Annotated in this window: 16 protein-coding genes; 6 read left to right on the top strand and 10 right to left on the bottom strand. The window is 47.9% G+C overall.

Annotated elements, in window-relative coordinates:
* Positions 1 to 318 precede the first annotated feature (318 nt).
* A complete protein-coding gene (argR, locus tag FCU94_RS11730) occupies positions 319 to 789 on the bottom strand; it encodes a transcriptional regulator ArgR (protein WP_176288821.1) in 471 nt (156 codons plus the stop codon).
* A gap of 333 nt (positions 790 to 1,122) precedes the next feature.
* Here argR and mdh point away from each other — a divergent pair, with 333 nt between their 5' ends.
* Together mdh and FCU94_RS11720 are read left to right on the top strand one after the other, a co-directional pair.
* Complete coding sequence (gene mdh / locus FCU94_RS11725) at positions 1,123 to 2,058, top strand: malate dehydrogenase (RefSeq protein WP_176288720.1); 936 nt, start codon at positions 1,123 to 1,125, stop codon at positions 2,056 to 2,058.
* Positions 2,059 to 2,154: 96 nt separating this feature from the next.
* Positions 2,155 to 2,346: a hypothetical protein gene (locus tag FCU94_RS11720; protein WP_176288719.1), complete on the top strand. Its 192-nt coding sequence runs from the start codon at positions 2,155 to 2,157 to the stop codon at positions 2,344 to 2,346.
* Positions 2,347 to 2,409: 63 nt separating this feature from the next.
* Here FCU94_RS11720 and FCU94_RS11715 read toward each other — a convergent pair whose 3' ends face one another.
* From FCU94_RS11715 to FCU94_RS11695, 5 genes are all read right to left on the bottom strand, one after another.
* The gene (locus FCU94_RS11715; RefSeq protein WP_176288718.1) at positions 2,410 to 2,799 is read right to left on the bottom strand and encodes a RidA family protein; all 390 of its coding nucleotides are present in this window, start codon (positions 2,797 to 2,799) and stop codon (positions 2,410 to 2,412) included.
* Positions 2,800 to 2,918: 119 nt separating this feature from the next.
* A complete protein-coding gene (gene pyrI / locus FCU94_RS11710) occupies positions 2,919 to 3,380 on the bottom strand; it encodes an aspartate carbamoyltransferase regulatory subunit (protein WP_176288717.1) in 462 nt (153 codons plus the stop codon).
* A gap of 15 nt (positions 3,381 to 3,395) precedes the next feature.
* Positions 3,396 to 4,325 (bottom strand): aspartate carbamoyltransferase, encoded by a 930-nt coding sequence (gene pyrB, locus FCU94_RS11705; RefSeq protein WP_176288716.1) that lies wholly within the window; start codon positions 4,323 to 4,325, stop codon positions 3,396 to 3,398.
* Positions 4,326 to 4,576: 251 nt separating this feature from the next.
* Complete coding sequence (gene argF / locus FCU94_RS11700) at positions 4,577 to 5,581, bottom strand: ornithine carbamoyltransferase (RefSeq protein WP_176288715.1); 1,005 nt, start codon at positions 5,579 to 5,581, stop codon at positions 4,577 to 4,579.
* A 118-nt stretch (positions 5,582 to 5,699) separates the two neighbouring features.
* Positions 5,700 to 7,076 carry a PhoH family protein gene (locus FCU94_RS11695; RefSeq protein WP_176288714.1) on the bottom strand — a complete coding sequence of 459 codons (1,377 nt, stop codon included), beginning with the start codon at positions 7,074 to 7,076 and terminating at the stop codon, positions 5,700 to 5,702.
* Between the two features lie 463 nt (positions 7,077 to 7,539).
* Here FCU94_RS11695 and rapA point away from each other — a divergent pair, with 463 nt between their 5' ends.
* Genes rapA through FCU94_RS11680 form a run of 3 tightly spaced genes read left to right on the top strand, consistent with a single transcriptional unit; the run spans position 7,540 to position 12,238 of the window.
* Positions 7,540 to 10,446: an RNA polymerase-associated protein RapA gene (gene rapA / locus FCU94_RS11690; RefSeq protein WP_176288713.1), complete on the top strand. Its 2,907-nt coding sequence runs from the start codon at positions 7,540 to 7,542 to the stop codon at positions 10,444 to 10,446.
* Between the two features lie 60 nt (positions 10,447 to 10,506).
* Positions 10,507 to 11,244, top strand: coding sequence for a bifunctional tRNA pseudouridine(32) synthase/23S rRNA pseudouridine(746) synthase RluA (rluA, locus tag FCU94_RS11685; protein ID WP_176288712.1), 738 nt, complete (start codon positions 10,507 to 10,509; stop codon positions 11,242 to 11,244).
* A gap of 31 nt (positions 11,245 to 11,275) precedes the next feature.
* Positions 11,276 to 12,238 carry a D-2-hydroxyacid dehydrogenase gene (locus tag FCU94_RS11680; protein ID WP_176288711.1) on the top strand — a complete coding sequence of 321 codons (963 nt, stop codon included), beginning with the start codon at positions 11,276 to 11,278 and terminating at the stop codon, positions 12,236 to 12,238.
* An 18-nt stretch (positions 12,239 to 12,256) separates the two neighbouring features.
* On the opposite strand, the gene FCU94_RS11675 is transcribed toward FCU94_RS11680, so the two are convergent.
* The 4 genes from FCU94_RS11675 to pepA form a co-directional block, all read right to left on the bottom strand.
* The gene (locus FCU94_RS11675) at positions 12,257 to 12,982 is read right to left on the bottom strand and encodes a substrate-binding periplasmic protein (RefSeq protein WP_176288710.1); all 726 of its coding nucleotides are present in this window, start codon (positions 12,980 to 12,982) and stop codon (positions 12,257 to 12,259) included.
* A gap of 132 nt (positions 12,983 to 13,114) precedes the next feature.
* Complete coding sequence (locus tag FCU94_RS11670) at positions 13,115 to 15,973, bottom strand: valine--tRNA ligase (RefSeq protein WP_176288709.1); 2,859 nt, start codon at positions 15,971 to 15,973, stop codon at positions 13,115 to 13,117.
* A gap of 236 nt (positions 15,974 to 16,209) precedes the next feature.
* Entirely contained in the window at positions 16,210 to 16,659 is a 450-nt protein-coding gene (locus tag FCU94_RS11665) for a DNA polymerase III subunit chi (RefSeq protein WP_176288708.1), read from the bottom strand.
* A gap of 56 nt (positions 16,660 to 16,715) precedes the next feature.
* Complete coding sequence (gene pepA, locus FCU94_RS11660; protein ID WP_176288707.1) at positions 16,716 to 18,224, bottom strand: leucyl aminopeptidase; 1,509 nt, start codon at positions 18,222 to 18,224, stop codon at positions 16,716 to 16,718.
* Between the two features lie 190 nt (positions 18,225 to 18,414).
* Here pepA and lptF point away from each other — a divergent pair, with 190 nt between their 5' ends.
* Positions 18,415 to 19,518, top strand: coding sequence for an LPS export ABC transporter permease LptF (gene lptF / locus FCU94_RS11655; RefSeq protein WP_176288706.1), 1,104 nt, complete (start codon positions 18,415 to 18,417; stop codon positions 19,516 to 19,518).
* Position 19,519 lies beyond the last annotated feature (1 nt).

Here is a 19,519-nt window from a genome sequence, read left to right as displayed (position 1 = left end):
CTTATTCATTATTAACCCTAAACAAGTGTAGTTGTTTGGGGAGTTTCCTCATGTTGGAAACGGCATCTTTTTCAATCCATATGTTGAAAAAGTGGCTGAATAATAGCAAAAAATTGGCACATAATTACACGGGTGTTAAAAAATATAGTCATTATGCCTAGATGAGATGGGAATGTGGCAGGATTGTTTTGATTGCAATTGCTATATTAATCAATTGCTTAGGTTTTATTTAGTTCGAAGGGGTGATTTTTTTAAGATGTGATCTGAATCACGCCGCTAAATTGACGGCGTGAATGTGAAGTTTTCACAGGGTGAGGCTCATCCTGTGTACTCGAAAAGGTCACACACCGAATCGAACAACTGCTCAGTGGTAATGGACAAAGTAGGGGTGATAAAGATGGTATCGTCACCCGCAACGACACCTAAGATGCCCTCTGCTTTACCGAGCGAATCGAGTAAGCGAGCAATTAACTGTGCAGCCCCTGGGCCGGTGTGGATCACCACCAATGCGTTGTTATGGTCGATATCAAGCACTAACTCACGCAGAGAACTCGACACTGTTGGTACGCCAAGCTCAGCAGGTAAGCAGTAGACCATCTCCATTTTGGCATTACGGGTACGAACCGCACCAAATTTGGTCAACATACGTGACACTTTGGACTGGTTGATATTTTCGAACCCTTCATTTTTAAGAGCTTCAACAATATCGCCTTGGGAACCAAAACGTTCCTCTTTTAATAAGGCTTTAAAAGCGCGAACGAGGTTATCTTGTTTTTCAGAATGGCGCATGGCTTCGTTTCTATGTTGGTGAGTATAAAAAGCAAGTGAATATTTTCGCATAGCTATGCATTTAGTGCCAATGCCAAGAGGCAAATCTGTCTAACGTATCACTGTAAACTGACACAAGATCACGGCAATAAAAATGACTTAACCCTTTGTCATTTAAGGTGAAGCCCAGCATAATGGCCGCCACTATCTAGCACGTTTTTATCGGATTGCGCAAGGTCGCAAAGCTGACGTTAATTGATTGTAATCAGCTTGTGATTGGTTTAGCTTGGGCTTAGCCGATTTTAAACCGCCCTACAAAACATATATAAGAGAATCTTCTCAAGGAGAACTACGATGAAAGTAGCTGTTATTGGTGCCGCTGGTGGCATCGGTCAAGCCCTAGCCCTTCTACTTAAAAACCGTCTTCCAGCGGGTTCAGATCTCGCTCTATACGACATTGCACCTGTGACTCCTGGTGTTGCCGCGGATCTTAGCCACATCCCAACCCCTGTTTCTATCAAAGGTTACGCCGGAGAAGATCCGACACCAGCTCTAGAAGGTGCAGATGTTGTATTGATTTCTGCAGGTGTCGCTCGCAAACCAGGTATGGATCGTGCGGATCTGTTCAACGTGAATGCGGGTATCGTGAAATCTCTTGCTCAACGCATCGCGGACGTTTGTCCTAAAGCAATGGTTGGCATCATTACTAACCCAGTAAACACGACAGTACCTATCGCCGCTGAAGTTCTTAAGCAGGCGGGTGTTTACGACAAGCGCCGTCTGTTCGGTGTGACTACGCTTGACGTTATTCGTTCTGAAACCTTCGTCGCAGGTCTAAAAGATAAAGATCCTGGTGAAGTGCGTGTACCTGTGATCGGTGGTCACTCTGGTGTGACTATTCTGCCTCTACTGTCTCAAGTTGAAGGTGTGGAGTTTACGGCTGAAGAAGTGGAAGCGCTCACTAAGCGTATCCAAAACGCGGGTACTGAAGTCGTTGAAGCCAAAGCGGGTGGCGGCAGTGCAACTCTGTCAATGGGTCAGGCGGCTTGTCGCTTTGGTCTTGCACTCGTCAAAGCGCTGCAAGGTGAAGAAGTGGTTGAGTACGCTTACGTTGAAGGTAACGGCGAGCACGCGCCATTCTTTGCCCAGCCAGTGAAGCTGGGTAAAGAGGGGGTAGAAGAAATCCTTAGCTACGGCGAACTGAGTGATTTCGAAAAATCAGCGCTAGATGGCATGCTTGAAACCCTGAATGGTGACATCCAGACGGGTGTTGACTTCGTAAACAAGTAAACCCTATTCAATGATTAAAAGCCGACTTTCGAGTCGGCTTTTTTGATCGCTTTTCATGCTTTCTCGTAATACTGATAGATGCAGAGGAGAGTGATAATGGACATCTGTCAGATCAAAAAGGGGATGCTGGTTGAGTGTCAGCAAGGGATTGGCAAAGTATTGGTGATCGATCGAACGACCAACTGCGTGTTGATCGAAGAGCAGTCTTCCCAACAGCAAATGGCGGTCGATGTACAAGATCTGGTAGACAACCCACAGCTCCATCAAGGCTGTGAGCAGTACGACTAATCTCAGTGGGAACAGACAAACAAAAAAGCGAGCCTCGGCTCGCTTTTCTCGATTAGCTAAGCACTATTTGCGAACCGCAATCGCTTCAATTTCGATGCCGACATCTTTTGGTAGACGTGCCACCTCAACACAAGATCGCGCAGGGTAGTTAGCCACTTGGTGCTCGTCAAAGAACTTGCCGTACACTTCATTCACCGTACCGAAATCATTCAGATCTTTGACGAATACGGTCATTTTCACGATATCAGAAACAGTAAGACCAGACGATTCCACAACGGCTTTGACGTTTTCTAGTGACTGGCGCGCTTGCTCTGCGATATCGGTAGATACTTCACCTGTAGCAGGGTTGACTGGGATTTGGCCTGAAGTCAGAACCATGTTGCCTAGGTCAACACCTTGTACATAGGGGCCAATTGCTGCTGGTGCAGACTCGGTATGCAGGACTTTAGTCATTGTTATGTTCCATTGTTTGGGTTTAGCTGAATTAAGATGTTTCAGTTTGCCGCGAATCATTTGGCGCGTAAAGTAAAAATCCCCGCCCAATCAGGCGGGGAGAGTCGCGGGCACAATGCTTAGCGCTCGGTAACGATTTCCCGTGAGAACACTTTTTCACAGTATTTACATTTAAGGCGAATATCTTGTTGCTTTTCAAATACCTTGAAGCTGGTTTCTACGGGTTCGTCGTGGCTGATGCAGTTGCTGTTAGGACACTCGAACACGTTGTTGATCTGCTCGGGTAACTCCAACGCCAGCTTTTTCACCACTTGGTAGTCTTCTATCTGATTGACCGTTGCATGTGGCGCATAAAGGGCGAGTTTGCTGGCTTGCTCTTCACTGATAAACACATTTTCAATTTTCAGTAGGTCTTTGTGGCCGAGCGCTGAAGAGGGGAGGTTTAGACCAACCGTGACGCGTTGCTGCGATTTATGCATCGAAAATAGCTTGAGCACTTTGATGCCAATTTGGGCTGGAATGTGGTCGATAACCGTGCCGTTTTTAATCGCTTCAACCTGCAATTGAGTTTCTTTTGTCATTGTTTTTTCTCCCTATTACAGTGTTTGATTAAGAACCAGTGCCAAAAGGGCTTCACGAGCGTACACGCCATTTTCTGCTTGCTGGAAATAGTAGGCATGCGGAGTGTTGTCGACGTCGACTGTAATTTCATCAACTCGTGGTAGTGGGTGAAGGACTTTCAGGTTCTCACGAGCGTCTTGTAGCAAGGCTCCGGTGAGAATGTAGGCCGATTTAATGTGGGCGTATTCTGATTCATCAAAGCGTTCTTTTTGTACTCGGGTCATGTATAGGATATCGAGTTCAGGGACCACGCTCTCCATATCGGTGTGTAGGCTGTATGCAATGCCAGCTTCATCGAGCTCTTCACAGATATAGTCAGGCATGGCTAGCGCTTCAGGCGCTATAAAGTAGAAGCGCACATTATTGAATTTGGCTAACGCTTGAGTCAGCGAGTGCACGGTACGGCCATATTTCAGATCGCCAACGAAGGCCACATTGAGGTTATCTAAGCGGCCCTGTGTTTCGGCGATAGAGAACAAGTCGAGTAACGTCTGGGTGGGGTGCTGGTTTGCCCCATCACCGGCATTGATCACAGGCACACCGTTTGAGAATTCAGACGCCAGACGAGCAGCGCCCTCTTGTGGATGACGCATTACGAATGCATCGACATAAGATGAGATGACTTGTACTGAATCGGCGAGCGTTTCCCCTTTCTTCGCTAAAGACGTGTTGCCACCATTATCAAAGCCGATCACGCTGCCGCCGATACGCTGAATCGCTGTTTCAAAAGAGAGGCGGGTGCGGGTTGATGGTTCAAAAAAACAGCTCGCAATCACCTTATTTTTGATCAGTTCAGGTCTTTGCTCTGCTTTCAGATCACCTGCCGTTTTGACAATCAACTCCAGCTCTGCGCGTGAGAGCTCCGGAATCGAGATAATGTGCTTGTTATAAAGCGTGTTTGTCATAATCATCTTCCCAGTCATGAATTTTAGGCAATAAAAAAGCCTCCCATTGAGGGAGGCTTTAAAAACAGGTGGAAACAGTGATATACCCAACCAGTAAGCGCATTGGCTTACCTAATGTAATACGCATTTTAGAGCACGAATTACGTGGCATCGAGTCACTACCTCCAGACAAATTGCCGAGCATTATACGCTGAAGTTTTGTTAACGCAAGCGATTACATCGAGCCTTTTTATGTCGACTGACGCGGCGTTTTAGCTACCCAGTGTGGCTACCATCACAGCTTTGATGGTGTGCATGCGATTCTCTGCTTGGTCAAACACGATCGATTGGTGTGACTCAAACACCTCGTCTGTCACTTCGAGGCCTTGCATGCCGTATTTTTCAGCCACTTGTTTACCAATGGTGGTGTCATCATTATGAAACGCTGGTAAGCAATGCATAAACTTGGCATGCGGGTTGGCGGTTTTGGCCATGACATCCATGTTGACCTGATACGGTGTCATCATGGCAACACGTTCATCCCATGCTTCAGGTGCTTCACCCATCGATACCCATACATCTGTGTAGAGGTAATCACAGCCTTTCACGCCTTCCTCGACATTCTCGGTTAGGGTGATGTTAGCGCCGGTCTGTTGCGCGATGGCTTGGCAGGTATCAACCAGCGCTTGCTGTGGCCAAAACGCTTTGGGCGCCACAAGGCGGATATCCATGCCCATTTTTGCTGCACCGACCATCAGTGAGTTGCCCATGTTATTGCGCGCATCGCCAAGGTAGGCGAACTTAATTTGGTGGAGCTGTTTGCCACGACCATGTTCAAGCATGGTCAGGAAATCAGCGAGAATTTGGGTTGGGTGAAACTCGTCAGTTAAGCCATTCCAAACCGGCACACCGGCATGCGCACCAAGCTCTTCAACGATCTCTTGCCCGAATCCACGGTACTCGATGCCATCATACATACGGCCCAGTACACGCGCGGTATCTTTCATCGACTCCTTGGCGCCAATTTGTGAGCCTGATGGCCCGATGTAAGAGACTTGAGCGCCTTGGTCAAAGGCGGCGACTTCAAATGCGCAACGCGTTCGGGTTGAGGCTTTCTCAAAGATCAAGGCGATGTTTTTACCGCTAAGTTTCTTTTGCTCACTGCCGGCATACTTGGCTTTTTTCAGATCCGCAGAGAGATCGAGCAAGAATTGAATCTCCTTGGGCGAGAAATCCAACAATTTGAGGAAGTTTCGGTTACGTAGATTAAAGGCCATACTCCAGTCCTTGAATGTTAATTCATCTTATGGAGTTAGTTAAACATATTCAACTGCTAATTGTGAATAGTTATTTTAAATAAGTGCCGAGATATGAATTATATCTCGGCAAAGGTGACTATAAATTCTCTTCCGCATATTCCGCTAGGCGGCTACGAACCACGCCGTTGAGGTGAATGTTGGCGCTGCCTTCGAAGTTTTTGAACCGCTCAACCATATAGGTTAAGCCCGATGTCACAGGGGTTAAGTAGTGCGAGTCAATCTGAGCTAAGTTACCAGAGCAGACGATCTTAGTGCCTTCACCACAGCGGGTTATGATGGTTTTGATCTGTGAAGCGGTGAGGTTTTGACACTCATCGAGCAGGACGAATGCGTTTTGGATCGAGCGACCGCGCATAAAGTTGATCGATTTGAATTGAATATTGGCTTTGTCGCAGATGTATTTGAGCGAGCCTTCCGTGCAGTGATCATTCTTATGTAGTGCTTCGAGGGTGTCGGTGACGGCGGCAAGCCAAGGCATCATTTTCTCTTCCTCGCTGCCGGGTAAGAAGCCAATAGCCTCGCCAATATCGGGCGTGTTTCGAGTGACAATGATCTTATCAAATATGCCTTTCTCGATGGTCTGCTCCAGCGCAGATGCGAGAGCAAGAAGAGTTTTACCACTACCGGCGGCGCCCGTTAAGATCACCAGATCGATATCGGGATCGAGTAGCGCATCTAGCGCCATACCTTGGTAAATATTTTTCGGCGTGATATCCCAAGCTCTTCGGTGCATCATGCGTTCTCTGCTGAGATCCTTGATGGTGATCTTGTCTTGTTCGATTTCCTCTACTCGGCCAGCAAAATCACTCTCTTCATCAATTACGTATTGATTAATGTAGGTAGGTTCGAATGGCTCGCGATCGAGAGTGTGATAAGTACGGCCTGCAAGGTTCTTGCTCTCCACTTGTTCGATATTACTCCAAAAATCCCCTTCAATTTGTTGGAAACCTTTTGTCAGGTATTGGACGTCATCGATCAATTGGTCTGTTCGGTAGTCTTCGACAAATCGAACTCCCGCACCTTTGGCCCGCAAACGCATGTTGATGTCTTTCGTCACCAAGATGACCTCACGAGGCGCTCGTTTGTTTTGCAAGTACAGGACGCCGTTGAGAATTCGGTTATCGCCTGCCTTGTCGGCAAAGGCTTTGACGGTCTCTTGCAGTTCAAAGTCGGCCAAGATGGCAATATGTCCAGTTGATTCGTGGTCTTTATTGATCGGGATGCCTTCTGAAATTTCATCAGGAGTGGCGTCTTTAAACATCGCCTCTAGGGCACGAATAGCGACACGTGCGTCGCGCGCGACATCGCGTTTACTGTCTTTGATTCGATCAAGCTCTTCCAGTACGGTCATTGGAATCACAACGTCGTGTTCTTTGAAAGAGTAGATGGCGAGGGGTTCGTGAAGAAGAATGTTGGTGTCGAGCACAAATAGCTTCCGGTCTGTATCACCCATAAGCGTCTCCTTGCCGCCTTGCGGCTTGCTTAGCCCCTCATACTCAAGTATGAAGTGGCTTGCTGCGGTCGCTTGCAATGATGTAGCCAGATCTCGGATGGTTTGACTACATAATGCAAACCTATGTTGATCGTCATCCTAGTGAATGCATCTCTTGTGCCAGCCAGAAAGTTGACACTCGATGAGGTCACTCACTCTAAAGTATAAGGTGGTTTCACCACGCTCTAGATTAGAAATGCCATTGATTTTTTACACTTTGATGTCATCTCCCACTCCGGTAAAAAAAAGTGGCTTTTTGCGGCCTTTGTACGTGACCAATATCACAGCTTCAAGTAAGATTAGCGGCCTTTTTTGACGCAACGACTGGCCCATATTTTCCGCGTCAGTTGCCTTTCAAGTTGCGTCAGAACAACTAAGATTTATAGACCCATTTTCGAATCAAAATAGATGAGGTAGTCGATTCATGACATTTGCTTTGGGCCAGCGCTGGATTAGCGATACAGAGAGTGACCTTGGTTTAGGAACCGTTGTGGCATTAGATGCTCGAACGGTAACACTCATGTTTGCCGCTTCTGAAGAGAACCGAGTTTACGCTCGCAACGATGCGCCGGTGACCCGTGTGACCTTTAACCTTGGTGATGTAATAGAGAGTCAAGAGGGTTGGTCGCTTTCCGTTGAGCAAGTGGTCGAAGATCAAGGGTTATACACCTATTTGGGCACCCGAGAAGACAACGGTGAAGAGGTTGCGCTACGGGAAATTATGCTCAGCAACCAGATCCGTTTTAACAAGCCCCAAGACAAGTTGTATGCGGGTCAGATCGACCGTATGGATAACTTTGTGCTCCGTTATCGTGCACTAATGAACCAATACGAACAACACAAAAGCCCAATGCGTGGCCTGTGTGGTATGCGTGCAGGTTTGATTCCTCATCAGCTGTACATCGCGCATGAGGTGGGGCGTCGTCACGCCCCTCGCGTACTTTTGGCTGATGAAGTTGGGCTAGGTAAAACCATTGAAGCAGGCATGATCATTCACCAACAGGTGTTGGCCGGTCGTGCGGAGCGGATCTTAATCGTTGTCCCAGAAACGCTGCAGCATCAATGGCTGGTGGAAATGATGCGTCGTTTCAATCTTCATTTCTCTATTTTTGACGAAGAGCGCTGCATCGAAGCGTTCGCCGATTCTGACAATCCGTTTGATACTCAGCAATATGTCCTCTGCTCTCTCGACTTCTTACGCAAGAGCCGCAAACGCTTTGAACAAGCGCTAGAAGGCGAGTGGGACTTACTGGTTGTTGATGAAGCGCATCACCTAGAGTGGAGCCCTGAAAAGCCAAGCCGTGAATACCAAGTGGTTGAAGGCTTAGCGGAGCGTACACCTGGCGTGTTGCTGCTTACTGCAACGCCAGAACAGCTGGGCCGTGAGAGTCACTTTGCCCGCCTACGTCTGCTCGATTCAGATCGTTTCTTTGATTACCAAGAGTTCGTTAAGGAAGAAGAGCAATATGCGCCCGTGGCCGATTCAGTCAGCGCACTATTCTCTGGTCAAAAGCTAGAGAACGATGCGAAAAACCAGATCACCGAACTGCTTTCTGAACAAGATGTTGAACCGTTATTTAGAATCATTGAGAGTGATTCAAGCGAGGAAGAGAAAGCGGCGGCGCGCCAGGAGCTGATCGACAACCTGATGGATCGTCACGGTACTGGGCGTGTTTTGTTCCGTAACACACGTGCCGCGATTAAGGGGTTCCCTAAACGCAATGTAAACTTACTACCGATGCCAATTCCTCAGCAGTACACCACATCAATGCGTGTCTCTGGCATGATCGGTGGCAAAATGAGTGCAGAAGCTCGCGCTGTGAAAAACTTATACCCGGAAGAAATCTTCCAAGAGTTTGAAGGTGAGGAGTCAAGCTGGTGGCAGTTTGATAGCCGAGTGAACTGGTTACTTGAGAAAATTACCGAAAAGCGTAGCGAGAAAATTTTGGTGATCGCTTCGCGCGCAAGTACCGCTTTGCAGCTTGAGCAAGCGTTGCGTGAGCGTGAAGGTATTCGTGCAACGGTATTTCATGAAGGGATGTCGATTCTTGAGCGCGATAAAGCAGCGGCTTACTTTGCGCAAGAAGAGGGCGGCGCTCAGGTGCTGATCTGTAGTGAGATTGGCTCTGAAGGTCGTAACTTCCAGTTTGCCAATCAACTGGTGATGTTCGATCTGCCGTTTAACCCAGACTTGCTCGAGCAACGTATTGGTCGTTTGGACCGAATTGGCCAAAATCGCGATATCGATATTCATGTTCCTTACCTGCAAGGCACTTCGCAGGCCATCCTAGCGCGTTGGTTCGATGAAGGTTTGAATGCGTTTGCTGAAACGTGTCCGACTGGTCGAACAGTGTACGACAAATACGCTGACCGCTTGATTGAAATGCTGGCTTCAGGCGATACAACAGAGCTTGATGAGGTGATTGCAGAATCTGCCGTGATGAACAAAGCGCTTAAAGCGCAGTTAGAGCAGGGTCGTGATCGCCTATTGGAAATGCATTCGAATGGCGGTGAAAAAGCGCAAGCGATAGTTGAGAACATCGCCTCAACGGATGGCGATACCAATCTAGTCACGTTTGCATTGAGCCTGTTTGATACGATTGGTTTAGATCAAGATGACAAAGGTGAGAATGCTCTGGTGGTAACGCCGTCTGAGCACATGTTGGTGCCAAGTTATCCAGGCTTGCCTTACGAAGGAGCTACGATCACCTTTGACCGAGAAACCGCATTATCTCGCGAAGATATGCACTTTATCAGTTGGGAGCACCCGATGATTCAAGGCGGGATTGATCTGCTTATGAGCGAGGGTGTGGGAACGGCTGCGGTATCTCTGTTGAAGAATAAGGCGTTGCCTGTGGGCACCATGTTGCTTGAGCTCGTCTATAAAGTGGATGCGCAGGCGCCGAAACGCAGCGGTATTGGTCGTTTTCTGCCGACCACGCCTATTCGTATCATGCTCGATGGTAAAGGGAATGACCTCTCTTCTCAGGTAGAGTTTGAAAGCTTCAACCGTCAGTTGAGCCCTGTTGGCCGCCATATTGCCACTAAGTTAGTGGCGTCGGTACAAACTCAGGTTCATCAATTGATTGAGGCGGGTGACAAGCTAGTGGTGGAGAAAGTCGATGCTATTCGCCAGCAAGCACAACAAGAGATGCAAGTAAGCTTAAACAGTGAACTCGAGCGTTTGCAATCGCTGAAGGCGGTGAACCCGAATATCCGTGACGAAGAGATTGAAGCCATTGACGCTCAAATCAAGCAGCTCACGGGTTATATTAGCCAAGCGCAATATCAATTGGATTCTTTACGTATGATCGTGGTTTCTCACAACTAACCGCTATCCGTTTGACAAGATGAAGCCCAGCATCACGCTGGGTTTTTATTAGGTAGTAGTATGGCTATGACAGAGTACAACCCTCCGAGAGAACCTTGGGTTGACATCATATTTGAAGATGAGCAGATCTTGGCGGTGAACAAACCATCTGGTTTGTTGTCGGTTCCGGGGCGCTTGGAGCAGCACTACGACAGTGTGTGGTCGCGACTGGTCGAAACCTATCCTGATATCCAAGTGGTACATCGACTCGATATGGATACGTCTGGTTTGATGGTTTTGGCGAAGAACAAAGAAGCGGAGCGTTCGCTCAAAAAGCAGTTTCAGTATCGTCTGACGCATAAGGTGTACTACGCGCGTGTTTGGGGACACCCAGAGCAAGCTGAAGGTGAAGTAGACTTACCCCTGATTGGTGACTGGCCAAACAGACCAAAACAAAAAGTCTGTTTTGAACATGGCAAGCCTTCCCAGACTCGTTATCAAGTGGTGAAGCGTGAAGCGAAGACATCAATCGTGCGCCTGCTGCCGATCACTGGGCGCTCGCACCAGCTTCGTGTTCATATGCAGGCCTTGGGCCATCCGATTGTAGGTGACGAATTCTATTCCACGGGGGAGGCGTTCAGTGTGTCATCACGACTGGCGCTGCACGCGACTGAACTGAGTTTCTATCATCCACAGTGTCAGACTTTACGTAGTCTGTTTGTTCCATGTGACTTCTATCTTGAAGCGAGTCCGATAGTCTTTAACTTTTTTTCCCCTATGCCAGAATTACCAGACTACAAAACACTGCCGCACCCATAATCGGATTATAAGGCGGCTACACGGAGGTTCTATGTCGCTGCCGACGATTGTTTTTCTTGATCGCGCTACCATTCCCACTCAAATCCAACTGCCACATCTGCCGTTTGAACATCAATGGCTTGAGTATGATTTCACCGCGCCAGGCGAGGTCGTCGATCGTCTCCAACCTGCGCAAATCGCGATCACCAATAAAGTCGTATTGGATCGCTCGATATTGATGCAACTGCCCAACCTTAAGATGATTGCGGTTGCCGCGACCGGGATCAACAACGTGGATATTGACGCTTGCGATGAGTTTGGTATTGCAGTGACAAACATCCGTGGCTATGCCACTCAGTCGGTTCCCGAGCATGTGCTAGCGATGATCTTCGCGCTTAAGCGAAACTTAAAAGGCTATCACAATGATATTGCCGCAGGTGAATGGCAGCGTCATAAACAGTTTTGTTTTTTTACCCATCCCATTCGTGATGTGGCGGGGGCGACGTTAGGTATTATTGGCAGCGGTGCCTTGGGGCAAGCGACCGCGCGTTTAGCTAAAGCGGTGGGGATGAATGTGTTGTTTGCCGAACGCAAAGGGGCGGCTCAGTGTCGCGACGGCTTTTTACCGTTTGAGCGCGTGCTGGCTTTGTCGGATGTCATTACCTTGCATTGCCCGCTTAACGATGAGACGCGTCACTTAATTGGTCGCCAAGAGCTCGCGAGCATGAAATCGAGCAGCGTTGTGATTAACACTGGCCGTGGCGGTTTAGTTGATGAAGAAGCGCTGGTCGATGCGCTCAAGCAGGGGGGAATTTGCGCAGCGGGAGTCGATGTCTTTACCGATGAACCAGCCGATGAATCCAATTCGTTGATCGCTAATATGCATCTGCCGAACTTGCTGTTGACACCACATGTCGCCTGGGGCAGCGACTCGGCTATCCAAAAACTAGCTGACATCCTGATCGAGAATATTGCCGCGTTTCTTGAAGGTAAAGAGCACAACCGGGTGGTATAGACGCTAGGTCAACAGACCCTATAGATTATCGCCAGCGTTTCGTTCAGCCAGCCCTTGGTTGAAAATTGCCATCAAGGCTTCGGCTTGCGGGTGCGCTTTGGAAAACAGTAAGTAGCTGTCGTTAGTCAAAAAAGGTTTTGGGTGGAAGGTGATCAATTGCTGTTGCTCGATCGGTAGCTTGCTCAGTGTGAACAAACCAATGTGCCTCTCTTCGGGGACGATATCGACCCGACGATATTTCAGCAATTGAAACGCTTTGGCAGGCGTCTCAACTCGGTTGATACTCACTTGATTGCTCTCCAATAACTGGTCGAGCTCAGCGCCATAACTATATCCAAGTCCACCACCCAGTAACTTGCCTTGAAGATCTAACAACGATTGCCATTCAAACGGATTATCTCGTCGGTGAAAAAAGACAAACTTTTCCTGAGCGACAGGGTCGCTGTAGTGGAAAAACTCTGTGCGCTCTTCGGCATACATCCACACTGCAGTTGCAACATATTCCCCTTCACTGGCTTTTTTATAGGCTCTTTTCCAAGGATAGAAGTGAAACTCGACCTGATAGCCTTGAGCAGCGAAAATCTCTTTAATGGTTTTGCCAACCTGACCAAATCCTTCAAGTTGCTCGCCAATAAATGGTGGCCAATTACCCGCTGCGATCTTAACGATTTTACTGTCATCGCTCGCAAAGGCAGAATTGGCGATCATAAGAAAAGAGCTCAATACTAGGATGCCAAATCGCATAACGTCTCCCTCGGTAATCTCTTACAATATTAGAAGATAACACCTAGCTACACGAGCTATTACAAATATATTTCAAGCAAATAAAAAGGCCAGTCTCAATGACTGGCCCTTGTTTCAAATCAACGTTTTGTTTTATAGCGCAGCAATCGTCGCTTTCTGCTCTTCAAGCTTCACTAGGGTCTCTTTGTAGCCTTCTAGCTTCTCACGCTCTTTGGCAACCACCGCTTCTGGTGCTTTCGCAACGAAGCCTTGGTTACCTAGCTTACCTTCGATACGCTTGATTTCACCGTGAGTCTTCTTGATTTCGCCATCGAGACGAGCAAGCTCAGCGTCTTTGTCGATAAGACCCGCCATAGGGATCATCAGCTCAGACTTAGCCACCAACGCCGTTGCACATGCTGGTGTTTCTTCACCTGCTTCCAGTACGCGTACAGACTCAAGCTTCGCTAGAGAAACAAGCACTTGCTTGTTCGCTTCAAGACGAGCAGCGTCTTCTTCGCTGGCCGCTTTTAGCATCACATCAAGTGGCTTACCTGGGTTGATGTCGTATTCAGCACGTAGGTTACGGATGCTAGTGATGAATGACTTCACCCATTCGATGTCATCAAGCGCTGCTTGGTTGAAGTTCGCTTCGTCGAATTGAGGTAGTGCTTGAAGCATGATTGTCTCACCTTCAACACCGTCAACCAATGGCTTAACGCTCTGCCAGATAGTTTCTGTGATGTATGGGATCACTGGGTGCGCTAGACGAAGTGTCTTTTCTAGAACGGTGATTAGCGTGCGACGCGTACCACGTTGCTGAGCTTCGTTACCTTTCCAAAGAACTGGCTTAGTCAGCTCTAGGTACCAGTCACAGAATTGGTTCCAGATGAACTCGTAGATTGTGTTTGCAGCCATATCCAGACGGAAGTTATCAATGTGACCATTGAACTCTTTCGCTGCTAGCTCAAACTGAGACTCGATCCACTTGTCTGCGAGTGAATATTCAATCTCACCACCGTTGAAGCCACAGTCTTGATCTTCTGTATTCATCAGTACGTAACGGCTTGCGTTCCATAGCTTGTTACAGAAGTTACGGTAACCTTCCAGACGCTTCATATCCCAGTTGATGTCACGGCCAGTAGAAGCCATAGCAGCAAGAGTGAAGCGTAGTGCGTCAGTACCGTATGGTTCGATACCGTTTTCAAATGTCTTGCGCGTGTTTTTCTCGATCTTCGCTGCAAGTTGAGGCTGCATCATGTTACCGGTGCGCTTTTCAACAAGAGACTCAAGATCGATGCCGTCAATCATGTCGATTGGGTCAAGAACGTTACCCTTAGACTTAGACATCTTGTCGCCGTTCTCGTCGCGGATTAGACCAGTAACGTATACCGTTTTAAATGGTACTTGTGGCTTACCGTTTTCATCTTTACAGAAGTGCATCGTCATCATGATCATGCGAGCAACCCAGAAGAAGATGATGTCGAAACCAGTCACAAGTACGTCTGAAGGGTGGAATGTCTTCAGATCGTCAGTGTTTTCTGGCCAGCCTTGAGTTCCGAAGGTCCATAGTGCAGAAGAGAACCAAGTATCCAGTACGTCGTCGTCTTGGCGTAGAACCACAACTGGCGCTAGGTTGTTGTTAGCACGAACTTCTTCTTCAGTGCGGCCTACGTAGACGTTACCGTCGTTGTCGTACCATGCTGGAATGCGGTGACCCCACCAAAGCTGACGAGAGATACACCAGTCTTGAATGTCGCGCATCCAAGAGAAGTACATGTTTTCGTACTGCTTAGGAACGAATTGAATTTCACCATCTTCAACCGCTTTGGTTGCCGTTTCTGCAAGAGGTGCAGTACGTACGTACCACTGGTCAGTTAGCATTGGCTCAATCACCACACCACCACGGTCACCATAAGGAACCGTCAGATCGTGATCTTTAACTTCTTCCAGAAGACCTAGTTCATCAAACTCAGCCACGATCGCTTTACGCGCAGCAAAACGCTCCATACCCTGGTATTTGGTTGGAATATCGGTTGAATAAGCGTCACTTGCTTCACCGTTGGTGGTGAATACTTCAGCGGCATCACGGATGTCTGCGTTGAAAGTCAGGATGTTGATCATTGGTAGCTGGTGGCGTTTACCCACTTCGTAGTCGTTGAAGTCGTGCGCAGGGGTAATTTTCACACAGCCAGTGCCTTTTTCCATATCGGCGTGCTCGTCGCCCACGATAGGGATACGGCGATCAACAACAGGAAGAATGATTTCTTTACCGATCAGATCTTTGTAGCGAGGATCTTCTGGGTTAACCGCAACACCAGTATCGCCCAGCATAGTTTCAGGACGAGTGGTTGCGACTACGATGTAGTCTTTGCCTTCCGCTGTTTTAACGCCGTCTGCTAGTGGGTAACGGAAGTGCCACATGTGGCCTTTTTTGTCTTTATTCTCTACTTCTAGATCCGAGATCGCTGTGTGCAGTTTTGGATCCCAGTTAACCAGACGCTTACCGCGGTAGATTAGGTCTTCTTCGTACAGACGTACAAACACTTCTTGAACCGCGTTCGATAGGCCGTCGTCCATTGTGAAACGCTCACGGTCCCAGTCTACCGATGCACCTAAACGACGAAGCTGTTTAGTGATAGTGCCACCAGACTCGCCTTTCCATTCCCAGATTTTGTCGATGAATGCATCACGACCGTAATCGTGCTTGGTTTTGCCTTCTTCAGCCGCGATCTTACGCTCAACAACCATTTGAGTTGCAATACCAGCGTGGTCTGTACCGACTTGCCAAAGGGTGTTTTTACCTTTCATACGCTCTGCGCGGATCAGAGTATCCATGATGGTATCTTGGAATGCGTGGCCCATGTGTAGGCTACCAGTGACGTTCGGTGGTGGGATCATGATTGAGTATGATTCTTTGGTCGTGTCACCGTGTGGCTTGAAGTAGCCTTTCTCTTCCCAAGCTTGATATAAAGCTTGTTCAATTGAAGTTGGGTTATATGTCTTTTCCATAGCGCTCGTACTTCCTCGTCATATTTGGGCTGATAGCTGCGTTAACTGCATTCGCAAACCCTAATCAAATACTACTTGTATATTCATAGGGATTTGCTCATTTGTTGCCTTGCTCTAAACCCAAATATTTAGAGGATTGGTTCTGGTTGAAATTAATCTCTGTCAATCTTTATAAGTGAGGGATCTCTGACAAGATCGCCTTAACTATAAGGATTGACCGGTTGTGTTTGTTGCTGTTAGCTGTGTTCGATCTCGATCGTTTGTAGCTGATAGCCCGCTTGACGGTAGATTTTATATCTTTCTCGCGCCAGTTGCTTGGCTTTTTCTTCGCAAGGGACGAAGTCTACCACCTCAGCAAACTTGTTCGCAAAGGTTGTCTCATTTTCCGCCAAATTTATTACTAACTGTCGATTCCAAGAGGGTTTCACTCCCTGATGACCGATTTCGATATTGGTGCCATATTTGGGCCCTTCGCCAACCAAATTATGGGCAATAAACTGACTGGCATCGACTTGCCAGAAAACTTCGGCAATCTGTTCAGCGTGCCCTTTATCATTGCAGTTGAGATAGACCTTAGCCCCTTGTTTAGCAAAATGCTGAGCAAGAAACAGTACGTAGTGAGCAAACCCAAGTCTGTTCGCTTGCGCTGAGTCGGGTTGAACAATGTAAAAGGTTGCCTTGGTCATTCATTTTCCTATGCCGACAAAAAAGGGCCTTGCGGCCCTTTTTAAGATTGTGAGGATTATTCCTCTGTCTCTTGGCCACTGCGGTTAAGCAGGAATTGGACAAGCATAGAGACAGGACGGCCTGTAGAGCCTTTGGCTGCGCCTGATTTCCAAGCGGTACCGGCAATGTCGACGTGCGCCCAGTGGTACTTCTTGGCGAACTTAGATAGGAAACAGCCAGCGGTAATTGTACCGCCTGGGCGGCCACCGATGTTTGCCATATCCGCAAATGGGCTCTTCAGTTGCTCGTGGTACTCGTCTGCCATAGGTAGACGCCATGCACGGTCACTTGCTTGCTCAGAAGCATTCACTAGCTCGTGAGAAAGCGGGTTGTGGTTCGAGATTACACCACTGATATGATGGCCTAGTGCGATAACACACGCACCCGTTAGCGTTGCTACGTCAACCACACACTCAGGCTCGTAGCGCTCAACATAAGTTAATGCATCACACAGTACTAGACGGCCTTCAGCGTCAGTATTGAGCACTTCTACCGTTTGACCAGACATAGTGGTGAGGATGTCACCTGGGCGGTACGCATTGCTGCCTGGCATGTTTTCACAACCAGCCAGAACCGCAACCACATTAATTGGAAGGTTTAGTTTTGCCAGTGCTTTCATGGTACCGAATACTGATGCAGCACCACACATGTCGTATTTCATCTCATCCATGCCTTCGCCTGGCTTAAGTGAAATACCGCCTGAATCGAAGGTTAGACCTTTACCGACAAGAACGATTGGTTTTGCTTCTGGATCTGGGTTGCCCTTGTACTCCATGATAGACATCATAGATTCATTTTTAGAGCCACGACCGACCGCTAGGTATGAGGTCATGCCCAATTTTTCCATCTCTTGCTCACCGATGATCTTCGTGGTGATGGTTTCGTAATCATCTGCGAGACGGCGCGCTTGAGAAGCAAGGTAAGCCGGGTTTGCTACATTTGGTGGCATGTTGCCTAAGTCTTTCGACGCTTTCACACCCGATGCGATAGCCAAACCGTGAGCAATGGCTTTTTCACCTAAGTTCAGCTCGCGACGAGTTGGCACGTTGAATACCAGTTTGCGTAGTGGGCGGCGAGTTTCAGGTTTAACCGTTTTAAACTGGTCAAAGGTGTACAGACCATCTTTGGTTGCTTCAACGGCTTGACGCACTTTCCAGTAAGTATCGCGGCCCTTCACGTGCAGCTCTGTGAGGAAGCAGACGGCTTCCATAGAGCCTGTTTCGTTAAGGGTATTGATGGTTTTTTGAATGATTTCTTTATACTGACGCTCACCCAGCTCGCGCTCTTTACCACAACCGACCAGCAACACGCGCTCAGATAACACACCTGGTACTTGATGAAGTAGGAGCATTTGCCCCGGTTTTCCTTCTAGATCACCGCGACGAAGCAGTGAACTGATATAGCCATCGCTGATTTTGTCGAGCTGCTCAGCAACCGGAGAAAGGCGACGTGGCTCGAACACGCCGACAACGATACATGCGCTGCGCTGCTTCTCTGGACTGCCACTTTTTACACTGAACTCCATGCGTACTCCTACATCCTGAAGACAAATAGAACTAAATGTTAGATAATGTCGTCTTACTTGTTGATTCCTTACTCGGAACTATCCTTAAATAAGCGCATTAACAGTTAGCCAAAAATTTAAAAATAAAAGGTTCAACGGGAAATTATAGTGATTCAATTAAAAAAACAAGTTTTGTATAGGTAATTTCAGCGTGATTATTGTTAGATATTTGATCCGCGAGACACTCAAAAGCCAATTGGCGATATTTTTTATCCTATTTTTGGTGTTCTTAAGCCAAAAGTTGATCAAAGTATTGGCCGATGCATCGGATGGCGATATTCCCGCAAGTTTGGTGATGCATTATGTCGCTTTAAGCATGCCATCGATGGGCTTACTCATGCTGCCATTGAGTCTATTTTTAGGCATCTTGCTGACTTTCGGTCGTCTGTACGCAGAAAGTGAAATTACAGTCATGAACGCGACTGGGATTGGCAACAAATTCCTGATTCGCGCTGCGCTCTACCTTGCGGTGATCACCGGTGCTATCGCGGGGTTCAACTCATTTGTCTTTTCCCCGTACAGCCAAGATATGCTGGTTCAACTGCAAGAAGAAGTCGAAGCAGAAAACAGTGTCGATCTGCTTAAGAAGGGTCACTTCCAAGGCACGCCTGACGGCTCTTCGGTAGTCTTTATTGATGACATCGACGGCAAACAGCTCAAGCATGTGTTTGTTGCCCAAATGCGCCCGCGTGATTCGATTTTGCCTAGTGTGTCCTTCTCTCAATCGGGGGAAGTCAAAGAGCTGAGTGATGGGCGTCAGGTGATTCGTATGTATGATGGAACGCGTTACGAGGGCGTTCCGACTCGGGTTGACTATATGATCACCGAGTTTGATCAGTACGAAGGGCTGATTGGTCAACGCGATGTCAAACCCAAAGGACGCGACTGGGAAGCGATTCCGACCCTAGAGTTGGTTAAAAACCCAGACCCACGCGCCCAAGCTGAACTGCAATGGCGTATCTCTCTGGTGGTGTGTATTCCGCTACTGACTATGCTGGTTGTGCCGCTTTCTGCGGTGAACCCGCGTCAAGGTCGGTTTGCGAAAATGGGGCCAGCTATTTTGATCTACTTGGCGTACTTTTTATCGATCAGTGCGACTAAGTCTGCGTTAGAAGATGGCTCTATACCCGCTGTGATTGGTATGTGGCCAATTAATGCTGCCTTGCTACTAACCGCAATTGGCATCAACTCGATGGACAGCATTCCTGTTCGCCGCTTTAAAGATAAACTTAGACAAAAAAGAAAGGCAGCGTAAG

The organism is Vibrio sp. JPW-9-11-11, assembly GCF_013369335.1.
In the GTDB taxonomy this organism is placed as follows: Bacteria; Pseudomonadota; Gammaproteobacteria; order Enterobacterales; family Vibrionaceae; genus Vibrio.
Note: the sequence above shows the minus strand (reverse complement) of the source record. Positions and strands in the feature narration are given on the sequence as shown.